Raw genomic sequence first — 20550 nt, forward strand, 5'->3', positions numbered from 1 at the left:
GTTATGGCTCTGCAATGAGTGCTCCCACGCGCGCCGCGCTGGCCGCAGCCGCGCTGCTGATGCCGCTGCTGCTCGGCGGCTGCGCGACGTCGTCCACGCCGCCGCCGGACGCGACCACGCAGTTCCACAACACCTACAACTATCTCCCCGTCAACGACGTGCCCCACGACGACCCGCGTCCAGTGCTGTCGCCGGAGCAGCAGGAGAAGCTGCGCAAGGAGCTGGCTGCGGTCGGCGATCGGCAGATCCCGGCTGCGGTGAAGGCTGGGGCTGCAAAGCCTGCTGCGACCAATCCCGCCGCCAGTCCGGCGGCGAAGTAGAAGCTGCCGGCGCCGTCAGTCTGCGCGCCGTCACCATCCGCTTCGAGAGACACGCCCGCCTCGAAGCGGCACTGCGCGGGCAGGACGATGTCGTCATCGATCGTGGCCGGCATCTGCTGCGCGACACCGCGGCCAACACCCTCGTGCTGACGGCCGACGCCTGATGCGTTTCCAAATGGAGTCGAACGCGTGACCGACCAGACTGAGCCGACACTCTCGAAACGCACCAATGCCGCCAAGGTCCGCAAGGCCGCGCAACATCCGAAGCGGCCCGGGCTCGGCTGCAAGGCCGAGCCCGCCACTTTCGTTCCCGTGGTCGACCGCAACAAATGCGAAGCCAAGGGCGACTGCGTCGAGGTGTGCCCCTACGACGTGTTCGACGTCGCGCCGATCAGCGACGCGGACTTCCGCGCGCTGTCCTTCCTCGGCAAGATGCGCGTCCGCTTTCACGGCATGAAGACGGCCTACACACCGAAGAGCGATCGCTGCCTCGCCTGCGGCCTGTGCGTGGTGGCGTGTCCGGAGCGCGCGATCAATCTCGTGGAGGTCTCGGCGGGCAACATGACCGTGAGGTAATCGCTACGCCGGGGGCTGAAAACTCTTCAGCGTGCGGTTCTTGTAGTCGTAGAACTTGCCGGTCTCGGTCCAGGACGGCAGGCACATTTGCATGATGGACTCGGCGGCCTGCTCGGGGGTCTCCAGGGTCATCGGGTCCTCGCCGGGAAACACCGTGGCGCGCATGCGGGTGCGGATCGGGCCGGGGCTGAACAGGTTGACGCGCAGGGGCGTGCGCTCGGTCTCGTGGGCCCAGACGCGCGCCAGCGTCTCGAGTGCCGCCTTGGTCGCGGCATAGGGGCCGAGATAGGCCTGCGCCTTGTGGGCGGCGCCAGACGTGACGAACACCGCGCGTCCGGCATCGGAGACCTTCAGCAGCGGCTCCATGCAGCGGATCAGCTGGAAGTTGGCGGTCAGGTTGACGGCGACGACGTCGTTCCAGGGCTTGAGGTCGACATGGCCGAGCGGCGAGGACGGGCCGGGCACGGCGGCATTGCCGACGAGGATGTCGAGCTTGCCGTGGCGCTCGTGCAGCGCGGCGCCGAGCCGGGCGATGCCGTCGCTGTCGGTCATGCTGAGCGGCACCAGCGTGGCGCTGCTGCCGGTCTCTTTCCGGATCTCGTCGTCGAGCTCCTCCAGCCCGCCCTGGGTGCGGGCCACGGCGACGACATGCGCGCCGGCACGGGCCAGCGCCCGCGCGGTCGCATGGCCGATGCCGCGCGAGGCGCCGGTGACGAGGGCGATACGATTGGCGAGGGGAAGGGTCATGGCCGCAAATCTCTGACGTCGTCGTCCCGGCGAACGCCGGGACCCATACTCCGCGGCCGTTATGAGGGACTTGGCTGGCCGTGGCTAGTCCTGCCCGTCAAACAGAATACGGTGGCTATGGGTCCCGGCGTTTGCCGGTACGACGGCTCCCCAAACGTCGTCATTCCGGGGCGAGGCCGCAGGCCTCGAACCGGAATCCCGAGGTGGGACGGGAATCACGAAGCTCACGATTCCGGGTTCGGTGGCTTCGCATCGCCCCGGAATGACGCCGTGGGGAGAGAGCCTCAGCTCGCCTCCGCCAGCAGCGACAGCTGCTGCTGCGTCGGCTCGACCAGCGACTGGTCGGTGAGGTGGGTTGGATAGCTGCCGGTGAAGCAGTGGTCGGCGTATTTCGGTGCGGCGGGGTCGCGAGCCGGCTCGCCCATCGCGCGGTACATGCCGTCGATCGTCAGGAACGCCAGCGAATCGGCGCCGATCAGCTCGCGCATTTCTTCGAGCGAATGCGTCGCTGCCAGCAGACCGCCGCGATCCGGTAGGTCGATGCCGTAGTAATCTGGGTAGAGGATCGGCGGTGACGCCAGGCGGAAATGCACCTCGGTGGCGCCGGCGTCGCGCATCATGCGCACGATCTTGCGCGAGGTGGTGCCGCGCACCAGCGAATCGTCGATCAGGATGATGCGCTTGCCTTCGATCGCGGCGCGGTTGGCCGAGTGCTTCATGCGCACGCCGGATTCGCGGATCGCCTGGGTCGGCTGGATGAAGGTGCGGCCGACATAGTGGTTGCGGATGATGCCGAGCTCGAACGGCACGCCGGAATGCTGGCTGTAGCCGATCGCCGCCGGCACGCCGGAATCCGGCACCGGGACGACGACGTCCACATCGGGATGGCTCTCGCGCGCGAGCTGGGCGCCGAACGCCTTGCGCACCTCGTAGACCGAGCGGCCGCCGACCACGGAATCGGGGCGGGCGAAGTAGATGTATTCGAACACGCAGGGGCGCGCCGGCTTCGGCGGGAACGGCTTGTGGCTGTGCATGCCGGTTTCGTCGAAGATCACGACCTCGCCCGGCTCGATGTCGCGGATGTAGCGCGCGCCGATCATGTCGAGCGCGCAGGTCTCGGACGCCAGGATCGGGCAGCCTTCGAGCTCGCCATAGACCAGCGGGCGGATGCCCAGGGGATCGCGGGCGCCGATCAGCTTCTTGTTGGTCATGCAGACCAGCGAATAGGCGCCTTCGATCGCGCGCAGCGCCTCGATGAAGCGGTCGATGAAGTTGGTGCGGCGGGAATGCGCGACCAGATGCAGGATGACCTCGGTGTCGGTGGTCGACTGCATGATTGCGCCAGCGCGCACCAGCTCGCGACGCAAGGTGAGGCCGTTGGTGAGGTTGCCGTTGTGGCCGACCGCAAAGCCGCCGGCGCCGAGCTCGGCGAACAGCGGCTGCACGTTGCGCAGGATGGTGGCGCCGGTCGTCGCGTAGCGCACATGGCCGATCGCGGCATTGCCGGGCAGGCGCTCGATCACCTCGCGGCGTGAAAAGGTGTCGCCCACCAGGCCGAGGCGGCGTTCGCTGTGGAAGCGCGCGCCATCATAGGAGACGATGCCGGCGGCTTCCTGGCCGCGATGCTGGAGCGCATGCAGGCCGAGCGCGGCGATCGCGGCGGCATCATTATGCCCATAAATGCCGAACACGCCGCACTCCTCGCGCAGCGTGTCTCCGTCCAGGTCTGGGTCTCTGAGGTAGGCTTGAGGTCCGAAGTCCAGATCCGATTGGGCTTCGCCGGAAGAATCGTGGTGCTGGTCCATCGCGCCTCTCTTCTGGGCTTCGCTCACTTGGCCGCGGGTTTCTCGATCAGCTTCTTCAAGCTGTCGCGGGCAGGCTTGCTGTACCCATCGCCGCCCGCTGCGGGCGACTCGGTGTCAGTCTGGTCGTCGTCCGGCTTGTTCTTCTTGAATTTCTTTAAAATGGTGTTCTCAGGATCATCAGGCAAGAGCGACATCAGCCAATCCCCGGTTCCCTGCAGGACGACCCGGGATTTTGCCGTGGTGACCCAGTCCGGACGCTGCTTGTCCGGCACCAGCCAGCTGAAGAACAGGAAGGCGACCACCACGATCAGGAGGCCACGGCCGAGCCCGAACAGGAATCCGAGGGTGCGGTCGAGCGCGCCGATCCGCGAATCGAGGATCATGTCGGAGATTTTGACCGTGATCACCGAGACGATGAGCAGGGTGCCCACGAAAGTACCGGCGACCACGACCACGCTCGCGACGGTATCGTTGTTGAAGTAGGTCTTCGCGGTCGGCAGCAGCTTGGAGAATGAATAAAGCGTGACCAGGGCGGCTGCGCCCCAGGCGGCGATCGAGAGGACCTCGCGCATGAAGCCGCGGACCATTGCGAGCAGTCCCGACACGAGCATAACGCCGAGCAGGATGAGATCGAGGATCGTTATCGGCATCGGCTGCTCAGGTCCGCTTCACAGGTCCAAGGTTCGCTTCAAGGTTCGCTTCTGGTCGACGGAGGACCGCTCCTCCCGGTGGAGGAGAGCAGGGTTCCCCGGCATGTCCGGACACAGCACGATCCCGCGTGGCGCCCGGTTGCGGCGTTGTATAGCGGCGAGTCATGCGAACGTCACGGTCCGGCTAGCCGTCCTGGCGGCGGAATCTCGCTGGTGTGGCATTTTTTTCGGCATGGCTCGGGCCCCGGCGGCCCTGATCGCGCGAATCCTCGTCGTCGCGGCCGCTGGTGTGGCGCGCGCGCGGCGTCCCGCGGGCAGCGATGTCGGCGACGAGCGATGTGAGGCCGCCGACGGGATTGAGGCTGAGGCCGGCATCGCCACCGGATTCGCCGCGGGCGCGCTCAGGCAGCACCACGCGCAGGAAGCCGAGCTTGGCGGCCTCTTTCAACCGCGCCGAGGTCTGCGCCACCGGCCGCACCGCGCCCGACAGCGAGATTTCACCGAAATAGACCGCATCCGGCGGCAGCGGCGCGTTGACCAGCGACGACACCAGCGCCGCCGCGGCAGCCAGGTCAGCCGCCGGCTCGTTGATGCGCAGGCCGCCGGCGACGTTCAGATAGACGTCGTGGCCCGACAGCTTGACGCCGCAATGCGCCTCCAGCACCGCCAGCACCATCGACAGCCGGCTCGGGTCCCAGCCGACCACCGCACGCCGCGGCGTGCCGAGCGAGGTCGGTGCCACCAGGGCCTGCATTTCGACCAGAACCGGCCGCGTGCCTTCGATGCCCGCGAACACCGCTGTGCCCGGGCTGCCGAGATCGCGCTCGGACAGGAACAGCTCCGAGGGGTTGGTGACCTCGCGTAAACCTAGTCCCGTCATTTCGAACACGCCGATCTCGTCGGTCGGGCCGAAGCGGTTCTTGACGGCGCGCAGGATGCGGAATTGCTGCGAGCCTTCGCCCTCGAACGACAGGACGGCGTCGACCATGTGCTCGACGACGCGGGGGCCGGCGATCTGGCCGTCCTTGGTGACGTGGCCGACCAGGATGATGGCCGCGCCGGATTTCTTGGCGAAACGGATCAGCTTCTGGGCCGAGGCGCGCACCTGGGTCACCGTGCCCGGGGCCGATTCGACCGTGTCGGTCCACATCGTCTGGATCGAATCGATCACGATCAGCCGCGGCACGCCGCCTTCCGAGAGGGTCGAGATGATGTCCTCGACCGAGGTCTCGGAGGCCAGTTGCACCGGCGCGTCGGCCAGTCCGAGGCGCTCGGCGCGCAGACGGACCTGGGCGACCGCTTCCTCACCGGAAATATAGACGGCGCGATGGCCAGCCCGCGCCATGATGCTGGTGGCCTGGGTCAGCAGGGTGGACTTGCCGATGCCGGGATCGCCGCCGACCAGCAGCACGGAGCCGCGGACGAAGCCGCCGCCGGTGACGCGGTCGAGCTCGGCCATTCCCGACGACAGGCGCGGCGCATCGATGCTCTTGCCGCTCAGCGATTCCAGCTGGAAGGTCCGTCCCTTGCGCTTGGAGCGCAGCGAGACCGGCGCCGATGTCGCGCCCGTGGTGTCCTCTTCGGCGAGCGTGTTCCACTCGCCGCAGGCCTCGCACTTGCCCTGCCAGCGGCCGTAGGCCGCGCCACAGTTCTGGCAGACGAAGGAGAGCGTGGTCTTGGCCATGGAGGGGGAGAATCGTTGCTGTCAGGAGTGGGTGGCGTTCCATAGCATAGATAGGCCGGCGGCGATCATGATGCCATCCATGACCAGCCGGAACACGTCGGGCTTCATGTGCAGCACGAATCGCTTGGCGACGAAGGCGCCGGCCATCAGCGAGCCGCCGGCGATCAGGCCCTTGAGCAGGATGTCCGGCGTCAGCGCGCCGAAGCGCTGGAACGTGACGGATTTCGCCAGATAGAGCCCGAGCGAGCTGGCGGCCTCGGTGGCGAGGAAGGCCCCTTTCGACAGCCCGTAGAACAGGAACAAGGGCACGCTGAGCGGCCCGGTCGAGACCACGATGCCGGTCAGAAAGCCGATCACCGCACCGCCGAGCGCGAGGTGCCACAGATTGGCCTTGAGCGCGTAGCGCGCCAGGATGTGACGCATCGGCACCATCGCGATCAGAAACAGGCCGATGGTGATGTCCACAGCGCTTGACGGCAGGATCAGCAAGGTGCGTGCGCCGAGCACCGCCGCCGGAATGCCCGTCACCGAATAGGCAGCGCAGGCGCGCCAGTCGACCTCGCGCCACCACGCCAGGATGCGTGAGAAATTGGCCATCACAGCCGCCACGGCCATGATCGGCACCGCTTCCTTCGGCCCATACTCATAGGCCAGCACCGGCATCAGCATGATCGACGAGCCGGTGCCGACGATGCCGGACAGGGTGCCGGCGACGAGGCCGACCGCGAGGACGAACAGAAAGCCCAAGATGTCGCCTCCGCGACGCTGACGACTCCCTCCTCCGTCATTGCGAGCGAAGCGAAGCAATCCAGGGCGACGGGCGTGGCCCTGGATTGCTTCGTCGCTTCGCTCCTCGCAATGACGGGGGAGAGATCAGTCCGTGGTTAACGAATGGTTCGGCGAGAATCGAAATCAGCGATGATTGTGCGTCTGCACCTTTAAAAGTTGAAGCGTATTCATCGCATGTCCGCTGCTGTTTTCGGACGATGACGACGAGCAAAAAGCCAATGTCCTTGCAGATGCAGCCGTCCACGACGGCAACCGCCGATGCGAAGTTTCCCTGGTTCACGGCCGCGATGCTGGCCATGGAAGCCAGCGAGGTGATCCGGCTGCGGCTGGAGAAGTTCGCGCGCGGCGAGGCCGATGCGGGCGAGGAGGCGGAGCTGATGGTCCGCGAGAAGATCGCCGCGGCCTTGGAGGCGACGGCGAAGCTGATGGCCGGCGCAAGCCCGGCGGCGATCGTCGATCTCTATCGAGACTATGTCGCGGCCAACGCCGAGCGGCTGTCGGCGTAAGCACGCACAATCCGGCTTCCTCGGGACTGCCTGCTACGGCCGGCAGACGTCGCGCTACCCGGCGCGGACAAGCCTGCCGTAGCGCCGGCGGCCGGGCCGCCCCATGCCTCCGCGTGCGGTGTTGCCATCGAAGGGAAGATCGGACACGCTGCCGAGAACGCGATTGCTGATCACCTCGTTTTCGCCGGACCACTCCAGGTGCGACTGGTCATACGCCTTGTGCAACGCGTGCTGGTCGCCGGGTTGGGCATCTTCACGGTCTGGCTGATCGTGTTCGTGGTGTTCGAGACGGCGAACCGAAGGCTGCCCTGGATTCTCGCCGTCGGCGTCAGCTACGCATTCGCTGCCTATGTTGTTCTTCCGCGCGTGATCCGGCTGAGCCTCAGGATTCTCCAGAATCGGCGGGTGCCCAGCTACACGATCACGGGCGATGGGCTGCCCGGCGATCCCGTCAATGTCGCTCTGATCGGAACGCTTCAACAGCTTCGTGCCAGCTTTGCGGCGGTCGGTTGGTCTGAGGCGGACCGATTGGGGCTGGCGAGCTCGTGGGGCATGATCCGCGCCTTCGTCCTCGGCACGCCATACCCCACCGCGCCATTCAGCACGCTCTATCTGTTCGGACGCGGCCAGGACATCGGCTTTCAGAAGGCCATCGGCAATAGCCCGCGACAGCGCCATCACGTCCGGTTCTGGGCCGTTGGCCTGGCACGCGCGGAGAAGAGCTGGAACACCGGCGATTTCTGGTCAAACACCGACCAGCCGGCAGCCGATGAAGCCGTTCTCTGGGTCGGTGCCGGCACGAAGGACACTGGCCTGTCGTTCACCCGGCTGACGTTCCAGGTCACGCACGCCACCGATCCTGATGCCAACGCCGAGCGGGACTACATCATGGCCGAGCTGATCAGGACGCGATCGATCGAGACCGTGGAGCTGTACAAGGCTGGTGAGAGCCTGCCCGAACGCGTCAATCACTACGTGACGGATGGCGACATTGCGTTGGCGAGCGTGTCGATTGCCACGAGCGACGACGGCACATGATGCGCCGTCGTTGTCTGTCTAATGCACAGGCTGGCGAGCCTCGTTCGATCTTGTTCGTTCTGTTCTGGGCCGGACCAGGAGAGCGGTGCCGAGCAGGACGAGCATCGCAACCAGGACCACAATCAGAAACGCCTGATTGAAGGCGCGATGGGCATGTGAGGTAACGAGGGCAGCGAGCTCGGTCGGAAGGCGCTCAGCGGCGATCAGCGCCTCGTCGATGCTGTCGCGGGCAGCCGCGGGAATGCCGAGGCCGTCGGGCAGCACCATGTATGCCGTATAGACTCCGGACAGGATGCTTCCGAAAATGCTGATGCCGATTGTGCCGCCGAGCTCGAACGACACTTCCTCGATCGATGCGGCCATGCCTTCGCGGCCTTCGGGTGCGTGATTCATCACGGCGTTTGAGGCGGCTGCAATCGATGCACCGAGCCCGAGGCCGTTGACCGCGATGCAGATCAATTGCAGCACCAGGTTGCCGTCGTAGCAGAGGAGGTAGCCGGCCGCGCCGATGCTGGCGATCAACAGCGCGCAGGACATCGTGGTGGCGGCCCCGACGTGACGGAGCATCAGGCTCGCGATCGGTCCGCCGACGAACGCGCCGACCGGCGCCGGCAGGATGTACAGCGCGGCCTGCAGCGGCGAATAGCCGAGGACGAGCTGCAAGCGCTGGCTGATCGCCAGCTCCGTGCCGGCGATCGCGAGCGAGGCGACGATCGCGGTCACGACGCTGAGCGTGAACTCGCCGTTCTGGAACAGGGTGAAGTCGATCAAGGGATCCTTGAGGCGCAATTGGCGGCGCACGAAGATGGTCAGCATGATGATCGTCGCGACGGCTGCGGCAGCGACGACGGCATAAGAGGAATGGGGGCTGCCGAGCTCCTCGACGACATAGGCAAACCCGATCAATCCGGCCATGACCTGCGCGGAACCGACCAGGTCCCAGTCGCGGTCAGCACGATCTGCCGGCGCAGGAATCAGCACGAGGCCGGCGATCAGCGAGAGGACGACCAGCGGCACGTTGATGAGAAAGACCGAGCCCCACCAGAAATATTCCAGCAGCACGCCGCCGACCAGGGGGCCGACCGCCGCTCCGCTGGACGCGACGGCGCCCCAGATCGCGATGGCCAGCGCGCGTTCGTGATCATCCGAAAAGGTGATGCGAATGATCGACAGCGTCGCCGGCATCATCAGCGCGGCGCCGACAGCGAGCAGGACGCGCCCGCCGATCAGGACCGGGGCGGTCGGCGCATAGGCGGCGACCACCGAGGCCAGTCCGAAGACGATGAGGCCGGCAACGAATGTCCTCTTGTGACCGACGCGATCGCCAAGCGAGCCGAAGCCGGGAAGCAGGCCGGCGACGACGAGCCCGTAGGCCATGACGATCCACAATTTCTCCGAGGCCGTTGCTCCGAGCTCGTGGGTCAGGCTGGGCAGCGCCGTATACAGCACCGTCATGTCGATCACGACGAGCGCGAGCGCGCTGGAGACGGTCAGGAGGATCAACCACCGGTCACGTTTCGACATCGGCGCGCCTCGTTAGCTCCGCAGAAGATCGGGTCGACGCCACATCCGAGAGCAGCATCACTTCGGGAACAGGAAAGCCAGGCTGGCGCGAAACTGCCATCGCGACGCCAGGTCCGGCTTCAGCACATTGTAGTAGACACCGATCTCGGCGTTGATCGGCTGCTTGTCGACCATGAAGAGCTTGCCTATTGCCGCACCGACCGGAACGACCCAGCGGTCATTGCCCTTCGCCAGCCAGTTTGCATTGATGATGGGACTCGAGCTGATGTAGGAGCCGTCGGAAAAATTGTAGGTGATGAAATACTGCAGCATCATCTGGTTCACCGGCGCGCGGTCGCTCGGACCCGCAAACGACCAGATGTTGTTGGCGAGCACTCCCAGCACCCATGGACCCGGCATGGTCAGCGCGACGATGGTCGGACCGGCGCTCCATTTGCCGGAGCCGAGAGACGGGTCGGTTGCGGACGGATAGGACAAGGTCGGGCCGAGCCCCCAGATGAGGGGACCCGAATGAGACGGGGTGAGCGCGAAGATCTGGTTGATGTCGCCGACCCCGCCGATCCGGCCCTGCCCAGGCGAAAAGCGAACCTGGGCGATGCCGGGAATGGTGGTGCGTGTCACCAGATTCCAATCGGCATTGAGCTGGAACGGGATGACCGGCTCGATCTTGAAGACGCCGGCCGTCTGCCGGTATGGACCCGTGTTCGGCATGGCGATCGTCTCGAGGCCAACGCTGATCGTGTCCGCGATCGGGTTCTGCGCCGCCTTGGCCAGATCTTCGAGAGACGGCGTCTTGGCCTGCTGTGCCAAGGCGCCGGCGCCAGGACACAGCGCTGAGATCAGGACCAGCAGAACCGCAAGTCGAAAAACTCTACGCATCATTGCCGACCTCGCTCTCGAAGCGCTGCGCTTGCAGCGGTTGCCTCGCAGCGCCCCCGTCCGGTCCGCTGTGTCATGTGAAGGTCGGGAAGCGCTCGCCCGCGAACAGCGACGGCCGCAGGCGAGACCAGTTCGACGCGAACTGGAACGTGTCGAGATCGGTGAAGGTCTGGCCGATGACCTGCATGCCCGACGGCATGCGGTTTTCGACCACGCCGAGAGGGACATCGACGACCGGATAGCGGTTGAGCAAATTCCAATGCCACGTCAGCGCCAACCCCAGACCGGTGCCCACCCAGGGGTCCACCTTGTTCTCCTTGCTCTTGAACATGTCGGCTGCGACGAGAGGCGTCGCCATGGTCGGCATCAGCAGGATGCGGTAGCCCTTCCCGAACACGCGCTGCTGGACCTGGCGGTGCAGTCGTTGCAGCAACTCCTCGGCTTCTTCAGCCTGGCGCGGTCCGACGGGGCCGACCTGGTCGAGCAATTCGGTCACATAGGGCGAGAGCTGATCTCGATGGGAATTCGAGATCTCGATCGCGGTGCCAATGGATGTCGCCATCAGCCCGCGTATGAAGACCATCTTGTGGGCCTTCGTCAGGCCGCAGTCGACCTCGTCCACGGTGCAGCCGGCAGCGCGCAACGCCGCGATGCCCTTGCGCATCGCCGCCTTCACGGACGGAATGACGTCGGCAATGCCGTCGCCCCAGTCCACGGCGATACGCCATCCCGACAGGCGCTGATAGCGCATGGGATAGTCGAGGCGAGGGCGCATCGCGGCCATGACCCGATCGGACGGACCGACGATCGCGTTCTGGAAGCGGACGAGGTCGTCGAAGCGTCGCGCCAGCGGGCCGGACGTCGAGTAGGGGATTTCGCCACCCGCGACCCGCCCGAACGGTGGCCTGAAGCCATAGACGCCGCATTGCGAGGCCGGAATTCGGATCGAGCCGCCCATGTCCGAACCCACCGCGAGCGTGGCGAAGCCTGCGGCCAGCGCCGCCGCCGATCCGGCGGACGATCCGCCCGGGGAGTATTCGAGATTCCACGGATTGCGTGTCGTGCCCCAGGCGCGGGTCGACGCGCCGAGGAAAAGGTAGAACTCCGGCACCGTCGTCTGGAACGGCATGACGGCGCCGGCCGCATCGAGCGCGTCGGTGATCGCGGAGTTCTCCGTCGCGGGCGGCGAGTCCTTGTAGATGAGCGAGCCCTGCGTGATCCGCCAACCCGGCCTGCTGAATTCGTCCTTGATGGCGACCGTGATCCCCTCGAGTGGCCTTGCGGTCCCGCGCCGATAGCGGTCCTCGGACTGCTTGGCCTCCTTGAGCGCCTGATCGAAGTGCTCGTAGGTGATGCAGTTGACCTTGGTGTTGTAGGCTTCGATCCGCTTGATCTGCGCCTTCAAGAGATCGACCGGTGACGCCTTCCTGGCCTGGAACATCGCGATGAGCTCGCCGACCGACGCGTAGCAGAGCGGATCGGGAGACTCGGCGCGCGCGGCCGGAAGACCGAGCCCGGAGGCGGCAAGCGCAGCGCCTGCGCCTTTGATGAGCGTTCTTCTATCAATCATGTGGGTCTCCGCATTCTCGAAGATCGGTCCGGGCGTCGATGTCGTCATTGGGGTGACGGTCCGCGAAGGCGCTGGGCCAAAGGCTTGTCGTTCGGGCCTCGCCCGACCGTCCATGATGGTGATCAGCACCTTGGTCTGGTGAATGTCGTGCAGAGCGGAACGGACAGCGATGCAACGCCGGCCTGCACCGACTGGCGTGGTGGCGGTTCGGTCTGGTCGACGGCGTTCAGATGATGCCGTCGCGAGCCACGCAATCTGGCCCAATCATACGCCATACACATGCGGTCGTCCTCACACGCTCTGCGGGAGGCATTGTTTCTGATTCCGACGCCGGTATGAACTCGGGTGAACTACGTAGTTGGCGGAAATGATCGAGAATGGCTTGCATAAGCGACGATCGATGCATCGAACATTGGATTCAAATGAGTGTCATTTTGCGCGAATGAACGACGCGACGAAGCGAACTTGCCAGCTCGAAGCAAGCACCGGGACGCCTATTTGGAGTTGATGCCGGCAGAGTTCAGTGGACGGCAATGAAATCCATGTAAGCTGTCGGCGAGCGAGTCGTGTGGCTCCTTGAGCAAGCCCCCTGATCCGGCCGCGCCGATGTCGCACCGGACGGTCGCGCCTTGCTCTGCGGCTTACCCTCATGATCTCGCGGCTTGGCCATGGGGTCCGGAGCAGGGGCGATGGCAGACTGACGGAGTGAGGAATGTTCACACTGGCACACGCAGGCACTTGGCTCGTCGTCGGCTTGATCGGCGGCGGCCTTGCCGGAATTCTGGTGAAGCGCCGCCGGGCAGGGTTCGGGCTTCTGACCAACATCGGGTTGGGATGTGTCGGCGCCCTCATCGGGGGAGTCTTGTTCAACCTGTTTGGGCTGTTTGCAGGGATGGGCAGCATCGTCATTTCGCTGCGCGACGTCGTTGCAGCGTTCGTCGGCTCGCTGGTGCTGCTGGCGGCGATCTGGTTGTGGGGCCTGGCACGCGAACCCCATCCGCGCTGACGTCAGGCGTCGTCAGCGGGCGGGCCGATCGAGCTGCGCGCGCCAGTCGCGCGGCCGCATGGCGAAGCGCTGCTTGAAGCGGCGCGAGAAGTGCGACAGGTCCGAAAAGCCCCAGTCGAAGGCGATGGCGCCGATGTCGCGGCCCGCGCAGCCGGGATCGCGCAGGTCGCGGGCGACGCCGTCGAGCCGGCGCGCCATCACGAGCTCGGAGAAGCTGGTGCCGGCACGGGCCAGCAGCTTGTGCACGTAGCGCTCGCTGATCCCGACCGTCGCTGCGATCGCAGCCACCGTCAGCCCCGGCTCGCGCAGCCGCGCGTCAATGGCGCGCCGCAGCGCCAACGTGGTGGCGTCGGCGAAGGAGGCGGTGGCATGCGCCTCGCTGCGGCTGCCGCGCGACAGGCCCAGCGCGACCAGATCGAGCAGTACGCCGAACAGCGCGGCGGCCTCATCGGGCGCAAGGCGCAGCGCATTGGCGTTGAGCGAGCGCGCCGTCTCGACGATCAGCGCGCCGACGCAAGGATCGTCCGACAGCCGCGTCGGCGCGATGTCCAGCACCGTTGGCAAGCGGCCGAACAGTGCATCGGCCGGGACGCGGAACGAGATGACGCCGAGCGAGGGCCCGCGATCGTGCTGCAGCACGAAGGTGCGGTCGCTGTCGAAGATGCCGACCTGTCCGGCGGACAGGCTGACCTCGCAGTCGTCCTGCTGGATCGTGCAGCGCCCGGCGAGCTTGAGATTGAGATAGAAGCAGCGCTGGCCGGAGGCCGCGATATCGCTGCGCGAGCGGCGCACGATGTGCTCGGGAAAAATGACGCGGTTGATCGCGCCGTCCGCCACGGTGACGCTCTGCACATTTGCAGCAAAGCCGATGCCGCGGGTCGGCTCCGGCGTGAGGTTCATGAAGGACTGGCAGATCGCCTCGCGATAGTAGGCGAACTGCTCTTTCGGCCGCACCATGGCCGTATTCCAGCTCCGCTGACGTTCCTGCTCCGCGCCCGGCATCGGTTCACTCCGAGACCAATTGGGTTCAGTTGCAGCCAAGCGCTGAAGGCGCCGACCGGCCATCATCCTTGCACCGCCATCAACAGTGCAGGGGAGCTCCATCATGTCAACCTACGTCCTCGTCCACGGCGCCTGGCATACCGGCGCCCAGCTCGAGCCGGTCGCGGCGCCGATCCGCGCGGCCGGTCATGTCGTGCATCTGCCGACCATCCGCGGCAACCGCCCCGGTGACGTCAAGACCACCGGGCTCGACGAGGCCATCACCTCGATCTGCGACTACTTTACCGCGCACGACCTCACCGACGCCGTCCTGATGGGGCATTCCTATGGCGGCATGGTCATCACCGGTGTCGCCGACCGCATCCCGGAGCGCATCCGCCGGCTGATCTACTGGAACGCGTTCGTGCCCAACGATGGCGAATGCCTGAACGACATGGTGCCGCCGCATTACGTCGCGCTGTTCGACGCCGTCGCAGCCGAGCGTGGCGACGGCTCGGTGGTGCTGCCGTTCCCGATTTGGCGCGAGGCCTTCATCAACGATGCCGACCTCGCCACCGCGACGCGCACCTATGAGGTGCTCAATCCGCATCCGAACAAGACCTTCACCGACCCGATCAGGCTGACCACCAATCCGGCCGAGATGGCCATCGCCAAATCCTACATCAACTGCACCGAGGACACGGCGCTGCCGCACAGCCTGCCGTGGCATCCGCGTCTGTCCGGCAAGCTCGGCCTGTTCCGGCTGGTTCAGGTGCCGGGCAGCCACGAGCTGTGCTTCTCCGATCCCGGCAGGCTCGCGCAGGCGATCATGGATGCGGGCCGGGATTGACACAGGGCAGGGGTGCTGACCGTCAGCCGTGTGGCGGCCGCTGGCCAATAGTCCTGGTTGTGATCCGCCTCACATTCGCCGGGGTCGAGACCTGCAAGATTAATCTCCGATGAACGGACCCGGTTGGTCAGCATTCCCGAAACATCGGAGATCGCAGTCATGGCCCAGCTCCATCTGACGTCGTCGTCCAAGGTTCTCGCTTCCAAGGCCAACGCTTCGCAGCCCGGCGGATCCAAGACGGGCTGGCTCGCGATGGCGGCCGGCGTGCTGACCACGGTGTTCGCAACGATCGGCGCGGTGAACAGCGTCATCCCCGCCGCGTCGAACATCGGCGCCGCCGTGCTGGAGACGCTGAACCTCCCCGCCTGCCTGACCTATCCCGATCGCTTCGGCGGCACGCAGAGCAGCTTCCGCAAGGAGGGCAACATCTGGCGCGAATATCCGCGCGGAGCCGAGACCTTCACCTACGAGTTCAAGGAGATCCGCCGCACGCGCCAGGAGATCATGCTGTGGAACGTGACGCCGCGGTCGAACGTCCCGGATGCCGCGAGCCTCGTCGTGCATCTACCGGTGTGCGGCGGCATGGCGGTACTGACCGAGGGCCTGCCGGAGCGCTCGACCAACCTCGAGCAGATCTGGCCGGATCGCAGCTGATCAGATCTCGCGATCTCGTCCTATTTGTTCGTCCTGTTTGTTAGTTCTGTTTGTTCGTTTCCCTCTCGCACCACTTTTGCTCCTCACCCTGAGGAGACCGCCCTCAAGGCGGGCGTCTCGAAGGGCGAGGCCTCGGCGCGGCCTCATGGTTCGAGACGCGCCGCGAACGATGACCTTGCTTGGCAATCGGCTTTGTCGGCGCGGCGCTCCTCACCATGAGGGGCGGGTTCCGAGATCGCCGCAGCAGTTTGGTCATAAGCAGCGTGCTCACGGAGAGGCGCGGGTCGATTGCAACACGATCCAGGCCGGTGCGTGATCGCTGGCGCCGTCCTCGCCGCGGATGGCGCGGTCGACGCCGGCCTTGGTGAGGCGAGGCGCGGCTTGCGGGCTCAGCAGCAGGTGATCGAGCCGCAGGCCGGCATCGCGCGGCCAGCGGTTGCGCTTGTAGTCCCAGAAAGTGAACATCGGTGCGTCCGGGTGCAAGGTGCGGATCGCGTCGCACCAGCCCTGGTCGACCAGGGCCTTGAACGCCGCCCGGCTCTTCGGCTGGACCAGCGCATCCTTGTCCCATGATCTCGTCGGGTAGATGTCGAGCGTATCAGGCGCGACGTTGTAGTCGCCGGCGAGCACGACCGGCAGATCGTCCTTGATGAACTTGGCCGCATGCTTGTGCAGCCGCCTGAACCAGGCGAGCTTATGGTCGAATTTCGGTCCCGGCTGCGGATTGCCGTTCGGCAGATAGAGACAGCCGATGACGATGCCGCGCACGGCGGCCTCGATGTAGCGGGCGTCCGTGTCGCTGGGATCGCCGGGCAAAGCGGTGCGGGTCAGCACCGGCTCGGCCTTGCGCGCCAGGATCGCGACCCCGTTCCAGGTCCTCTGGCCCTGCCACACCGCGCTGTAGCCGGCCTTGGCGATCTCATCCGCCGGGAAATCGGCCTGCGTGCATTTGAGCTCCTGCAGGCAGACGATGTCCGGCCTGGCCGCGCGCAGCCAGCGCAGCAGGTTCGGGAGGCGGCGCCGGATGTTGTTGATGTTGAAGGTCGCGATCTTCATGATGCCGAAAGCGCTGGGAGAAGGCCGGATGTTCAAGCTCGCACTTGCTGTTTTGTTCACGCTGTCGGTGGCCGTCACCGCTGCGCGCGCGCAGATGGTGCCGACCGACGCGCAGCGCGCCGCCTGCCAGGCCGACTATGACAGGTTCTGCCTCGGCATGATCCCCGGCGGCGGCCGCATCATCGGCTGCCTCACGCGCAACTATGCGCAGCTGGCGGACGCCTGCAAGAAGATGCTCGACGCCGCCAAGGACGAGACCAAGGACGAGAGCAAGTCCAAGGAGGAGATCAAGGGGGCGGCCAAGACGGAGTAGGGCGCAACCCGCTCAATCGGCGGCCGGAATCGTCCTCGCGGCCGCGACGACCTCCGCCTGCAGCGGCAAAGGCAGAGCGCGCGTGCGATCACCACCGTTCCATGAGCCTCGCGTCTGCGGTTCCGCGCGCAACAAAGCCATGCGCATCGCCCGATGGTCGCGGGCCGGGCGGCGGCGTATGGATTGCGCCAGGAACCGCCCGGCGAGACCGGGCGATACGACGGAGCGAGATGATGGACTATCGACGGCTCGGCCATTCCGGCCTGCGGGTGCCGGTGCTCAGCTTCGGCACCGCGACCTTCGGCGGCAGCAACGACTTCTTCAAGGCCTGGGGCGCCACCGACGCGGGCGGCGCCGCGAGGCTGATCGACGTCTGCCTCGATCACGGCATCTCGATGTTCGACAGCGCCGACGTCTATTCGGATGGCCTCGCCGAGAGCATTCTCGGCCAGGCCATCAAGGGCAAGCGCGACCGGCTCCTGATCTCGACCAAGGCGACGTTTCCGAGGGGCGGCGGTCCGAACGATTACGGCTCGTCGCGCCAGCATCTGATCGACGCCGTCGACGGCTCGCTGAAGCGGCTCGGCGTCGACCACATCGATCTGTTCCAGCTGCACGGCCAGGACTACAACACGCCGGTCGAGGAGACCCTGGCTGTGCTCGACGGCTTCGTGCGCGCCGGCAAGATCCGCTACATCGGCTGCTCGAATTTTTCCGGCTGGCACCTGATGAAGTCGCTGGCGTCGTCCGAGCGCTACGGCACTCAGCGCTATGTCGCGCACCAGGCCTACTACTCGCTGCTGAACCGCGACTATGAGTGGGAGCTGATGCCGCTCGGCCGCGACCAGGGCGTCGGCGCGGTGATCTGGAGCCCGCTCGGCTGGGGCAAGCTGACCGGCAAGATCCGCAGGGGGCAGCCGGCCAAGCCCGGCACCCGCGCCCATGACATCGCCGGCACCGGTCCGCAGTTCGAGGAAGCGCGGCTCTATCGCATCGTCGATGCGCTCGACGCCGCCGCCAAGGACACCGGCAAGACCATCCCGCAGGTGGCGCTGAACTGGCTGCTGCAGCGTCCGACCGTCTCGACCCTGATCGTCGGCGCGCGCAACGAGGCCCAGCTGATCGAGAACATCGGCGCCGTCGGCTGGAGCCTGACCCCCGAGCAAATCGCCCGCCTCGACGCCGCCAGCGACACCCCGCCAGCCTATCCGGTCTGGCACCAGCGCGGCTTCCCGATGCTGAACGAGCGAGGGTAGGTCAATTCGGTGACAGTGCACTTAATATCGCAGCCGAAGGGGCGGCGCGTGCTAAAGGCGCCGTACTCGAAATCCTGCAACCGGAAAACGAGAGTGCTTCTACCGCGTCAAATAACTCGATCCGAATCCTGGATCACCAGACTCAAAACAATATGATCATTGGTGGTCCTTTTCGAAAGGTGGCGCATCGACGGCGTTTAATGTGGAAGCCGCGTGTCGGGTAAGCAACGGTCCAGGGGAAAGTGGTTTAGGCTGCGACGGAGTTGGAATTGACAGAGGTAACTTTCAAAGACTACCACAGTAAAGCTTACGCCTGCATTCACGTAGCTTTGCGTCACAGACCAATTTTGCTGGTGGATCACACAGATGGAGTTTGGCAATTCTTGTGTGGATCTTCCCACGAACCTTCTGAATGCCGCGTTGTTGGCATTGGGCATCTCTTCGACTTTGATTCTTCATTGATTGAGTTGTTGAGTCTGCCAGACGGTACGGAGGCAAGTCGTGTCGATGCGAACTCGCCTTGGAGTCGCAGCCGAAGTCGGTGACATGCACCGGCCGGCGCAGCCCAGGTTAGCTTGCGCCTAGGCATGTCTAAGTGCCGTTGAAGGACGCGATAAGAGACACGTCGACCTGACATTCAAGCCGTACAAAAAAGTGAGCGGTGTGCGGGAGGGCCGTGGGCAAGCATCCGGCCTCAAGCTGGCAAGGTCGGAGCGCATTGGGCAGCACGGGGCGGTTTTGGCAGCGGGATGGCGTGCGCTCAAGGCGTCGTCATCCGCGCTGAGCGGGTTGCAAGTTTTACAAGCGCGGTTGGGGATCCGTGCGGTCCGCTGGTGCAGGACCACGGCTCGCGCCGCCGTCACTTGCGGCCATCGCAAGCCTGTGCCACTGGCATGGTCATGTCCTCGCCCCCGCTCGCCATCATTCCGCCCACGCATCCGCTCGTCGGCAGGGTCACGCCGCCCGGCAGCAAGTCGATCACCAACCGCGCCTTGCTGCTGGCCGCGCTTGCGCGCGGCAGGAGCCATCTCACCGGTGCGCTGAAGTCCAGGGATACGACGCTGATGGCGGCGGCCCTGCGGCAGATGGGGGTTGCTGTCGACGAGCCCGACGACACCAGCTTCGTCGTCACGAGCCCAGGGGCGTTGAGCAGGCCGGACGGACCGCTGATGCTCGGCAATGCCGGAACGGCGATGCGCTTTCTCACGGCGGCCGTGGCGCTGTGCCGGGGGACCGTCGTTCTCGATGGCGACGACGCCATGCGCAAGCGCCCGATCGGCCCGCTTCTCGTGGCGATGCGGTCGCTCGGCATCGCGGCCGGCGCGGCGACCGGCTGCCCGCCGGTGACGGTGGAGGGACGCGGGCATTTCGGTGCGGGCCGGGTCGAGATCGACGGCTCGCTGTCGAGCCAGTACGTCTCGGCGCTGCTGATGGCGGCGGCCTGCGGCGAAGGTCCGATCGATGTCGCGCTCGCCGGCCAGGACCTCGACGCGCGCGGCTATGTCGACCTCACGGTCGCCGCGATGACGGCGTTCGGAGCCAGGGTGACGGCGGTCGACCGCACCACCTGGCGCGTCGAGCCGACCGGCTACCGCGCGACCGACTTCGTCATCGAGCCCGATGCCTCGGCCTCGACCTATCTGTGGGCGGCCGAAGTGCTGACGGAAGGCCGCATCGACCTCGGCGTGCCGATCGAGGCCTTCACCCAGCCCGACGCGCAGGCCGCGCGGCTGATCAGGACGTTTCCGCACCTGCCTGCGGTGATCGACGGGTCGCAGATGCAGGACGCCGTGCCGACGCTGGCGGTGCTCGCCGCCTTCAACGCCACGCCGGTCCGTTTCACCGGCATCGCCAACCTCCGCGTCAAGGAATGCGATCGCATCCGCGCGCTGGCCACGGAGCTGTCGCGCATCCGTCCCGGCCTCGGCCGCGAGGACGGCGACGACCTCGTCGTCGCCGCCGATCCGGCGCTCGCCGGGCAGACGCTGCCGGCGCGCATCGAAACCTACGAGGACCATCGCATCGCCATGAGCCTCGCGCTCGCCGCCTTGCGGATCGGCGGCATCGTCATCCTCGACCCCGCCTGCGTCGGCAAGACCTATCCCGGCTATTGGGATGCGCTGCGCTCGCTCGGCGTGGAGACGCGCCCGGCCTGAGCCCGAGGTGAGCCTCTCGCTGCGCCTGCCAAATATCGAGGGGTTCGCAGCCTCAACGAGATCCGACATCGCAATGAATGGCTAGGCGGCGAACTCGCCTGCTTGTTCGAGTTCTTTGCCAATTTGGTGACAGTGCTGGACTGCACCCCTCAAGTGAGACACGATAATCTCAGTGACAGTGCGGTTGCCA

At 66.0% G+C, this 20550-nt stretch carries 20 protein-coding genes; 10 read left to right on the forward strand and 10 right to left on the reverse strand.

The window, feature by feature from the left end; genetic code table 11:
• Window positions 1–14: 14 nt before the first annotated feature.
• Both QQL87_RS33495 and QQL87_RS33500 read left to right on the forward strand, forming a co-directional pair.
• Window positions 15–320, forward strand: a complete 306-nt coding sequence (locus tag QQL87_RS33495; RefSeq protein ID WP_284419278.1) for a hypothetical protein — start codon at window positions 15–17, stop codon at window positions 318–320.
• 189 nt (window positions 321–509) lie between these two features.
• Complete coding sequence (locus QQL87_RS33500) at window positions 510–896, forward strand: ATP-binding protein (RefSeq protein ID WP_284419277.1); 387 nt, start codon at window positions 510–512, stop codon at window positions 894–896.
• A 3-nt stretch (window positions 897–899) separates the two neighbouring features.
• Here the strand turns inward: QQL87_RS33500 and QQL87_RS33505 are convergent, their stop codons facing one another.
• The 5 genes from QQL87_RS33505 to QQL87_RS33525 all read right to left on the reverse strand — a co-directional run bounded on the left by QQL87_RS33505 (window position 900) and on the right by QQL87_RS33525 (window position 6529).
• Entirely contained in the window at window positions 900–1643 is a 744-nt protein-coding gene (locus QQL87_RS33505) for an SDR family NAD(P)-dependent oxidoreductase (protein WP_284419276.1), read from the reverse strand.
• A 284-nt stretch (window positions 1644–1927) separates the two neighbouring features.
• Window positions 1928–3448 (reverse strand): amidophosphoribosyltransferase, encoded by a 1521-nt coding sequence (gene purF / locus QQL87_RS33510; RefSeq protein ID WP_284419275.1) that lies wholly within the window; start codon window positions 3446–3448, stop codon window positions 1928–1930.
• 23 nt (window positions 3449–3471) lie between these two features.
• Window positions 3472–4098: a CvpA family protein gene (locus QQL87_RS33515; RefSeq protein WP_284419274.1), complete on the reverse strand. Its 627-nt coding sequence runs from the start codon at window positions 4096–4098 to the stop codon at window positions 3472–3474.
• Window positions 4099–4282: 184 nt separating this feature from the next.
• Entirely contained in the window at window positions 4283–5782 is a 1500-nt protein-coding gene (gene radA / locus QQL87_RS33520) for a DNA repair protein RadA (protein ID WP_284419273.1), read from the reverse strand.
• A 21-nt stretch (window positions 5783–5803) separates the two neighbouring features.
• The gene (locus QQL87_RS33525; protein ID WP_284419272.1) at window positions 5804–6529 is read right to left on the reverse strand and encodes a sulfite exporter TauE/SafE family protein; all 726 of its coding nucleotides are present in this window, start codon (window positions 6527–6529) and stop codon (window positions 5804–5806) included.
• A gap of 260 nt (window positions 6530–6789) precedes the next feature.
• Here QQL87_RS33525 and QQL87_RS33530 point away from each other — a divergent pair, with 260 nt between their 5' ends.
• Together QQL87_RS33530 and QQL87_RS33535 are read left to right on the forward strand one after the other, a co-directional pair.
• Window positions 6790–7077 (forward strand): hypothetical protein, encoded by a 288-nt coding sequence (locus tag QQL87_RS33530; protein ID WP_284419271.1) that lies wholly within the window; start codon window positions 6790–6792, stop codon window positions 7075–7077.
• A gap of 198 nt (window positions 7078–7275) precedes the next feature.
• Complete coding sequence (locus tag QQL87_RS33535; RefSeq protein WP_284419270.1) at window positions 7276–8115, forward strand: LssY C-terminal domain-containing protein; 840 nt, start codon at window positions 7276–7278, stop codon at window positions 8113–8115.
• Window positions 8116–8133: 18 nt separating this feature from the next.
• On the opposite strand, the gene QQL87_RS33540 is transcribed toward QQL87_RS33535, so the two are convergent.
• The 3 genes from QQL87_RS33540 to QQL87_RS33550 all read right to left on the reverse strand — a co-directional run bounded on the left by QQL87_RS33540 (window position 8134) and on the right by QQL87_RS33550 (window position 12088).
• A complete protein-coding gene (locus tag QQL87_RS33540) occupies window positions 8134–9639 on the reverse strand; it encodes an MFS transporter (RefSeq protein WP_284419269.1) in 1506 nt (501 codons plus the stop codon).
• A gap of 57 nt (window positions 9640–9696) precedes the next feature.
• Window positions 9697–10521 (reverse strand): hypothetical protein, encoded by an 825-nt coding sequence (locus tag QQL87_RS33545; protein ID WP_284419268.1) that lies wholly within the window; start codon window positions 10519–10521, stop codon window positions 9697–9699.
• Window positions 10522–10591: 70 nt separating this feature from the next.
• Window positions 10592–12088 (reverse strand): amidase, encoded by a 1497-nt coding sequence (locus tag QQL87_RS33550; protein ID WP_284419267.1) that lies wholly within the window; start codon window positions 12086–12088, stop codon window positions 10592–10594.
• Between the two features lie 712 nt (window positions 12089–12800).
• Here QQL87_RS33550 and QQL87_RS33555 point away from each other — a divergent pair.
• Window positions 12801–13094, forward strand: coding sequence for a GlsB/YeaQ/YmgE family stress response membrane protein (locus QQL87_RS33555; protein ID WP_284419266.1), 294 nt, complete (start codon window positions 12801–12803; stop codon window positions 13092–13094).
• Window positions 13095–13106: 12 nt separating this feature from the next.
• Here QQL87_RS33555 and QQL87_RS33560 read toward each other — a convergent pair whose 3' ends face one another.
• Complete coding sequence (locus tag QQL87_RS33560; RefSeq protein WP_284419265.1) at window positions 13107–14096, reverse strand: helix-turn-helix domain-containing protein; 990 nt, start codon at window positions 14094–14096, stop codon at window positions 13107–13109.
• 103 nt (window positions 14097–14199) lie between these two features.
• Between QQL87_RS33560 and QQL87_RS33565 the strand changes: the two genes are divergently transcribed.
• Window positions 14200–14925, forward strand: a complete 726-nt coding sequence (locus QQL87_RS33565; protein ID WP_284419264.1) for an alpha/beta hydrolase — start codon at window positions 14200–14202, stop codon at window positions 14923–14925.
• 159 nt (window positions 14926–15084) lie between these two features.
• Window positions 15085–15579, forward strand: coding sequence for a hypothetical protein (locus QQL87_RS33570; RefSeq protein ID WP_284419263.1), 495 nt, complete (start codon window positions 15085–15087; stop codon window positions 15577–15579).
• 267 nt (window positions 15580–15846) lie between these two features.
• On the opposite strand, the gene QQL87_RS33575 is transcribed toward QQL87_RS33570, so the two are convergent.
• Window positions 15847–16635 (reverse strand): exodeoxyribonuclease III, encoded by a 789-nt coding sequence (locus QQL87_RS33575; protein ID WP_284419262.1) that lies wholly within the window; start codon window positions 16633–16635, stop codon window positions 15847–15849.
• Between QQL87_RS33575 and QQL87_RS33580 the strand changes: the two genes are divergently transcribed.
• From QQL87_RS33580 to aroA, 3 genes are all read left to right on the forward strand, one after another.
• Window positions 16613–16948 (forward strand): hypothetical protein, encoded by a 336-nt coding sequence (locus QQL87_RS33580; protein WP_349817275.1) that lies wholly within the window; start codon window positions 16613–16615, stop codon window positions 16946–16948. The genes QQL87_RS33575 and QQL87_RS33580 overlap by 23 nt on opposite strands.
• 233 nt (window positions 16949–17181) lie before the next feature.
• On the forward strand, window positions 17182–18204 hold the full coding sequence (locus tag QQL87_RS33585) for an aldo/keto reductase (RefSeq protein WP_284419508.1): 1023 nt from the start codon (window positions 17182–17184) through the stop codon (window positions 18202–18204).
• Between the two features lie 899 nt (window positions 18205–19103).
• Window positions 19104–20360 carry a 3-phosphoshikimate 1-carboxyvinyltransferase gene (gene aroA, locus QQL87_RS33590; RefSeq protein WP_284419260.1) on the forward strand — a complete coding sequence of 419 codons (1257 nt, stop codon included), beginning with the start codon at window positions 19104–19106 and terminating at the stop codon, window positions 20358–20360.
• The last annotated feature ends 190 nt before the right edge of the window (window positions 20361–20550 follow it).

Origin of the sequence: Bradyrhizobium sp. SSBR45G, from assembly GCF_030159255.1 — a bacterium.
Lineage (GTDB): Bacteria > Pseudomonadota > Alphaproteobacteria > Rhizobiales > Xanthobacteraceae > Bradyrhizobium.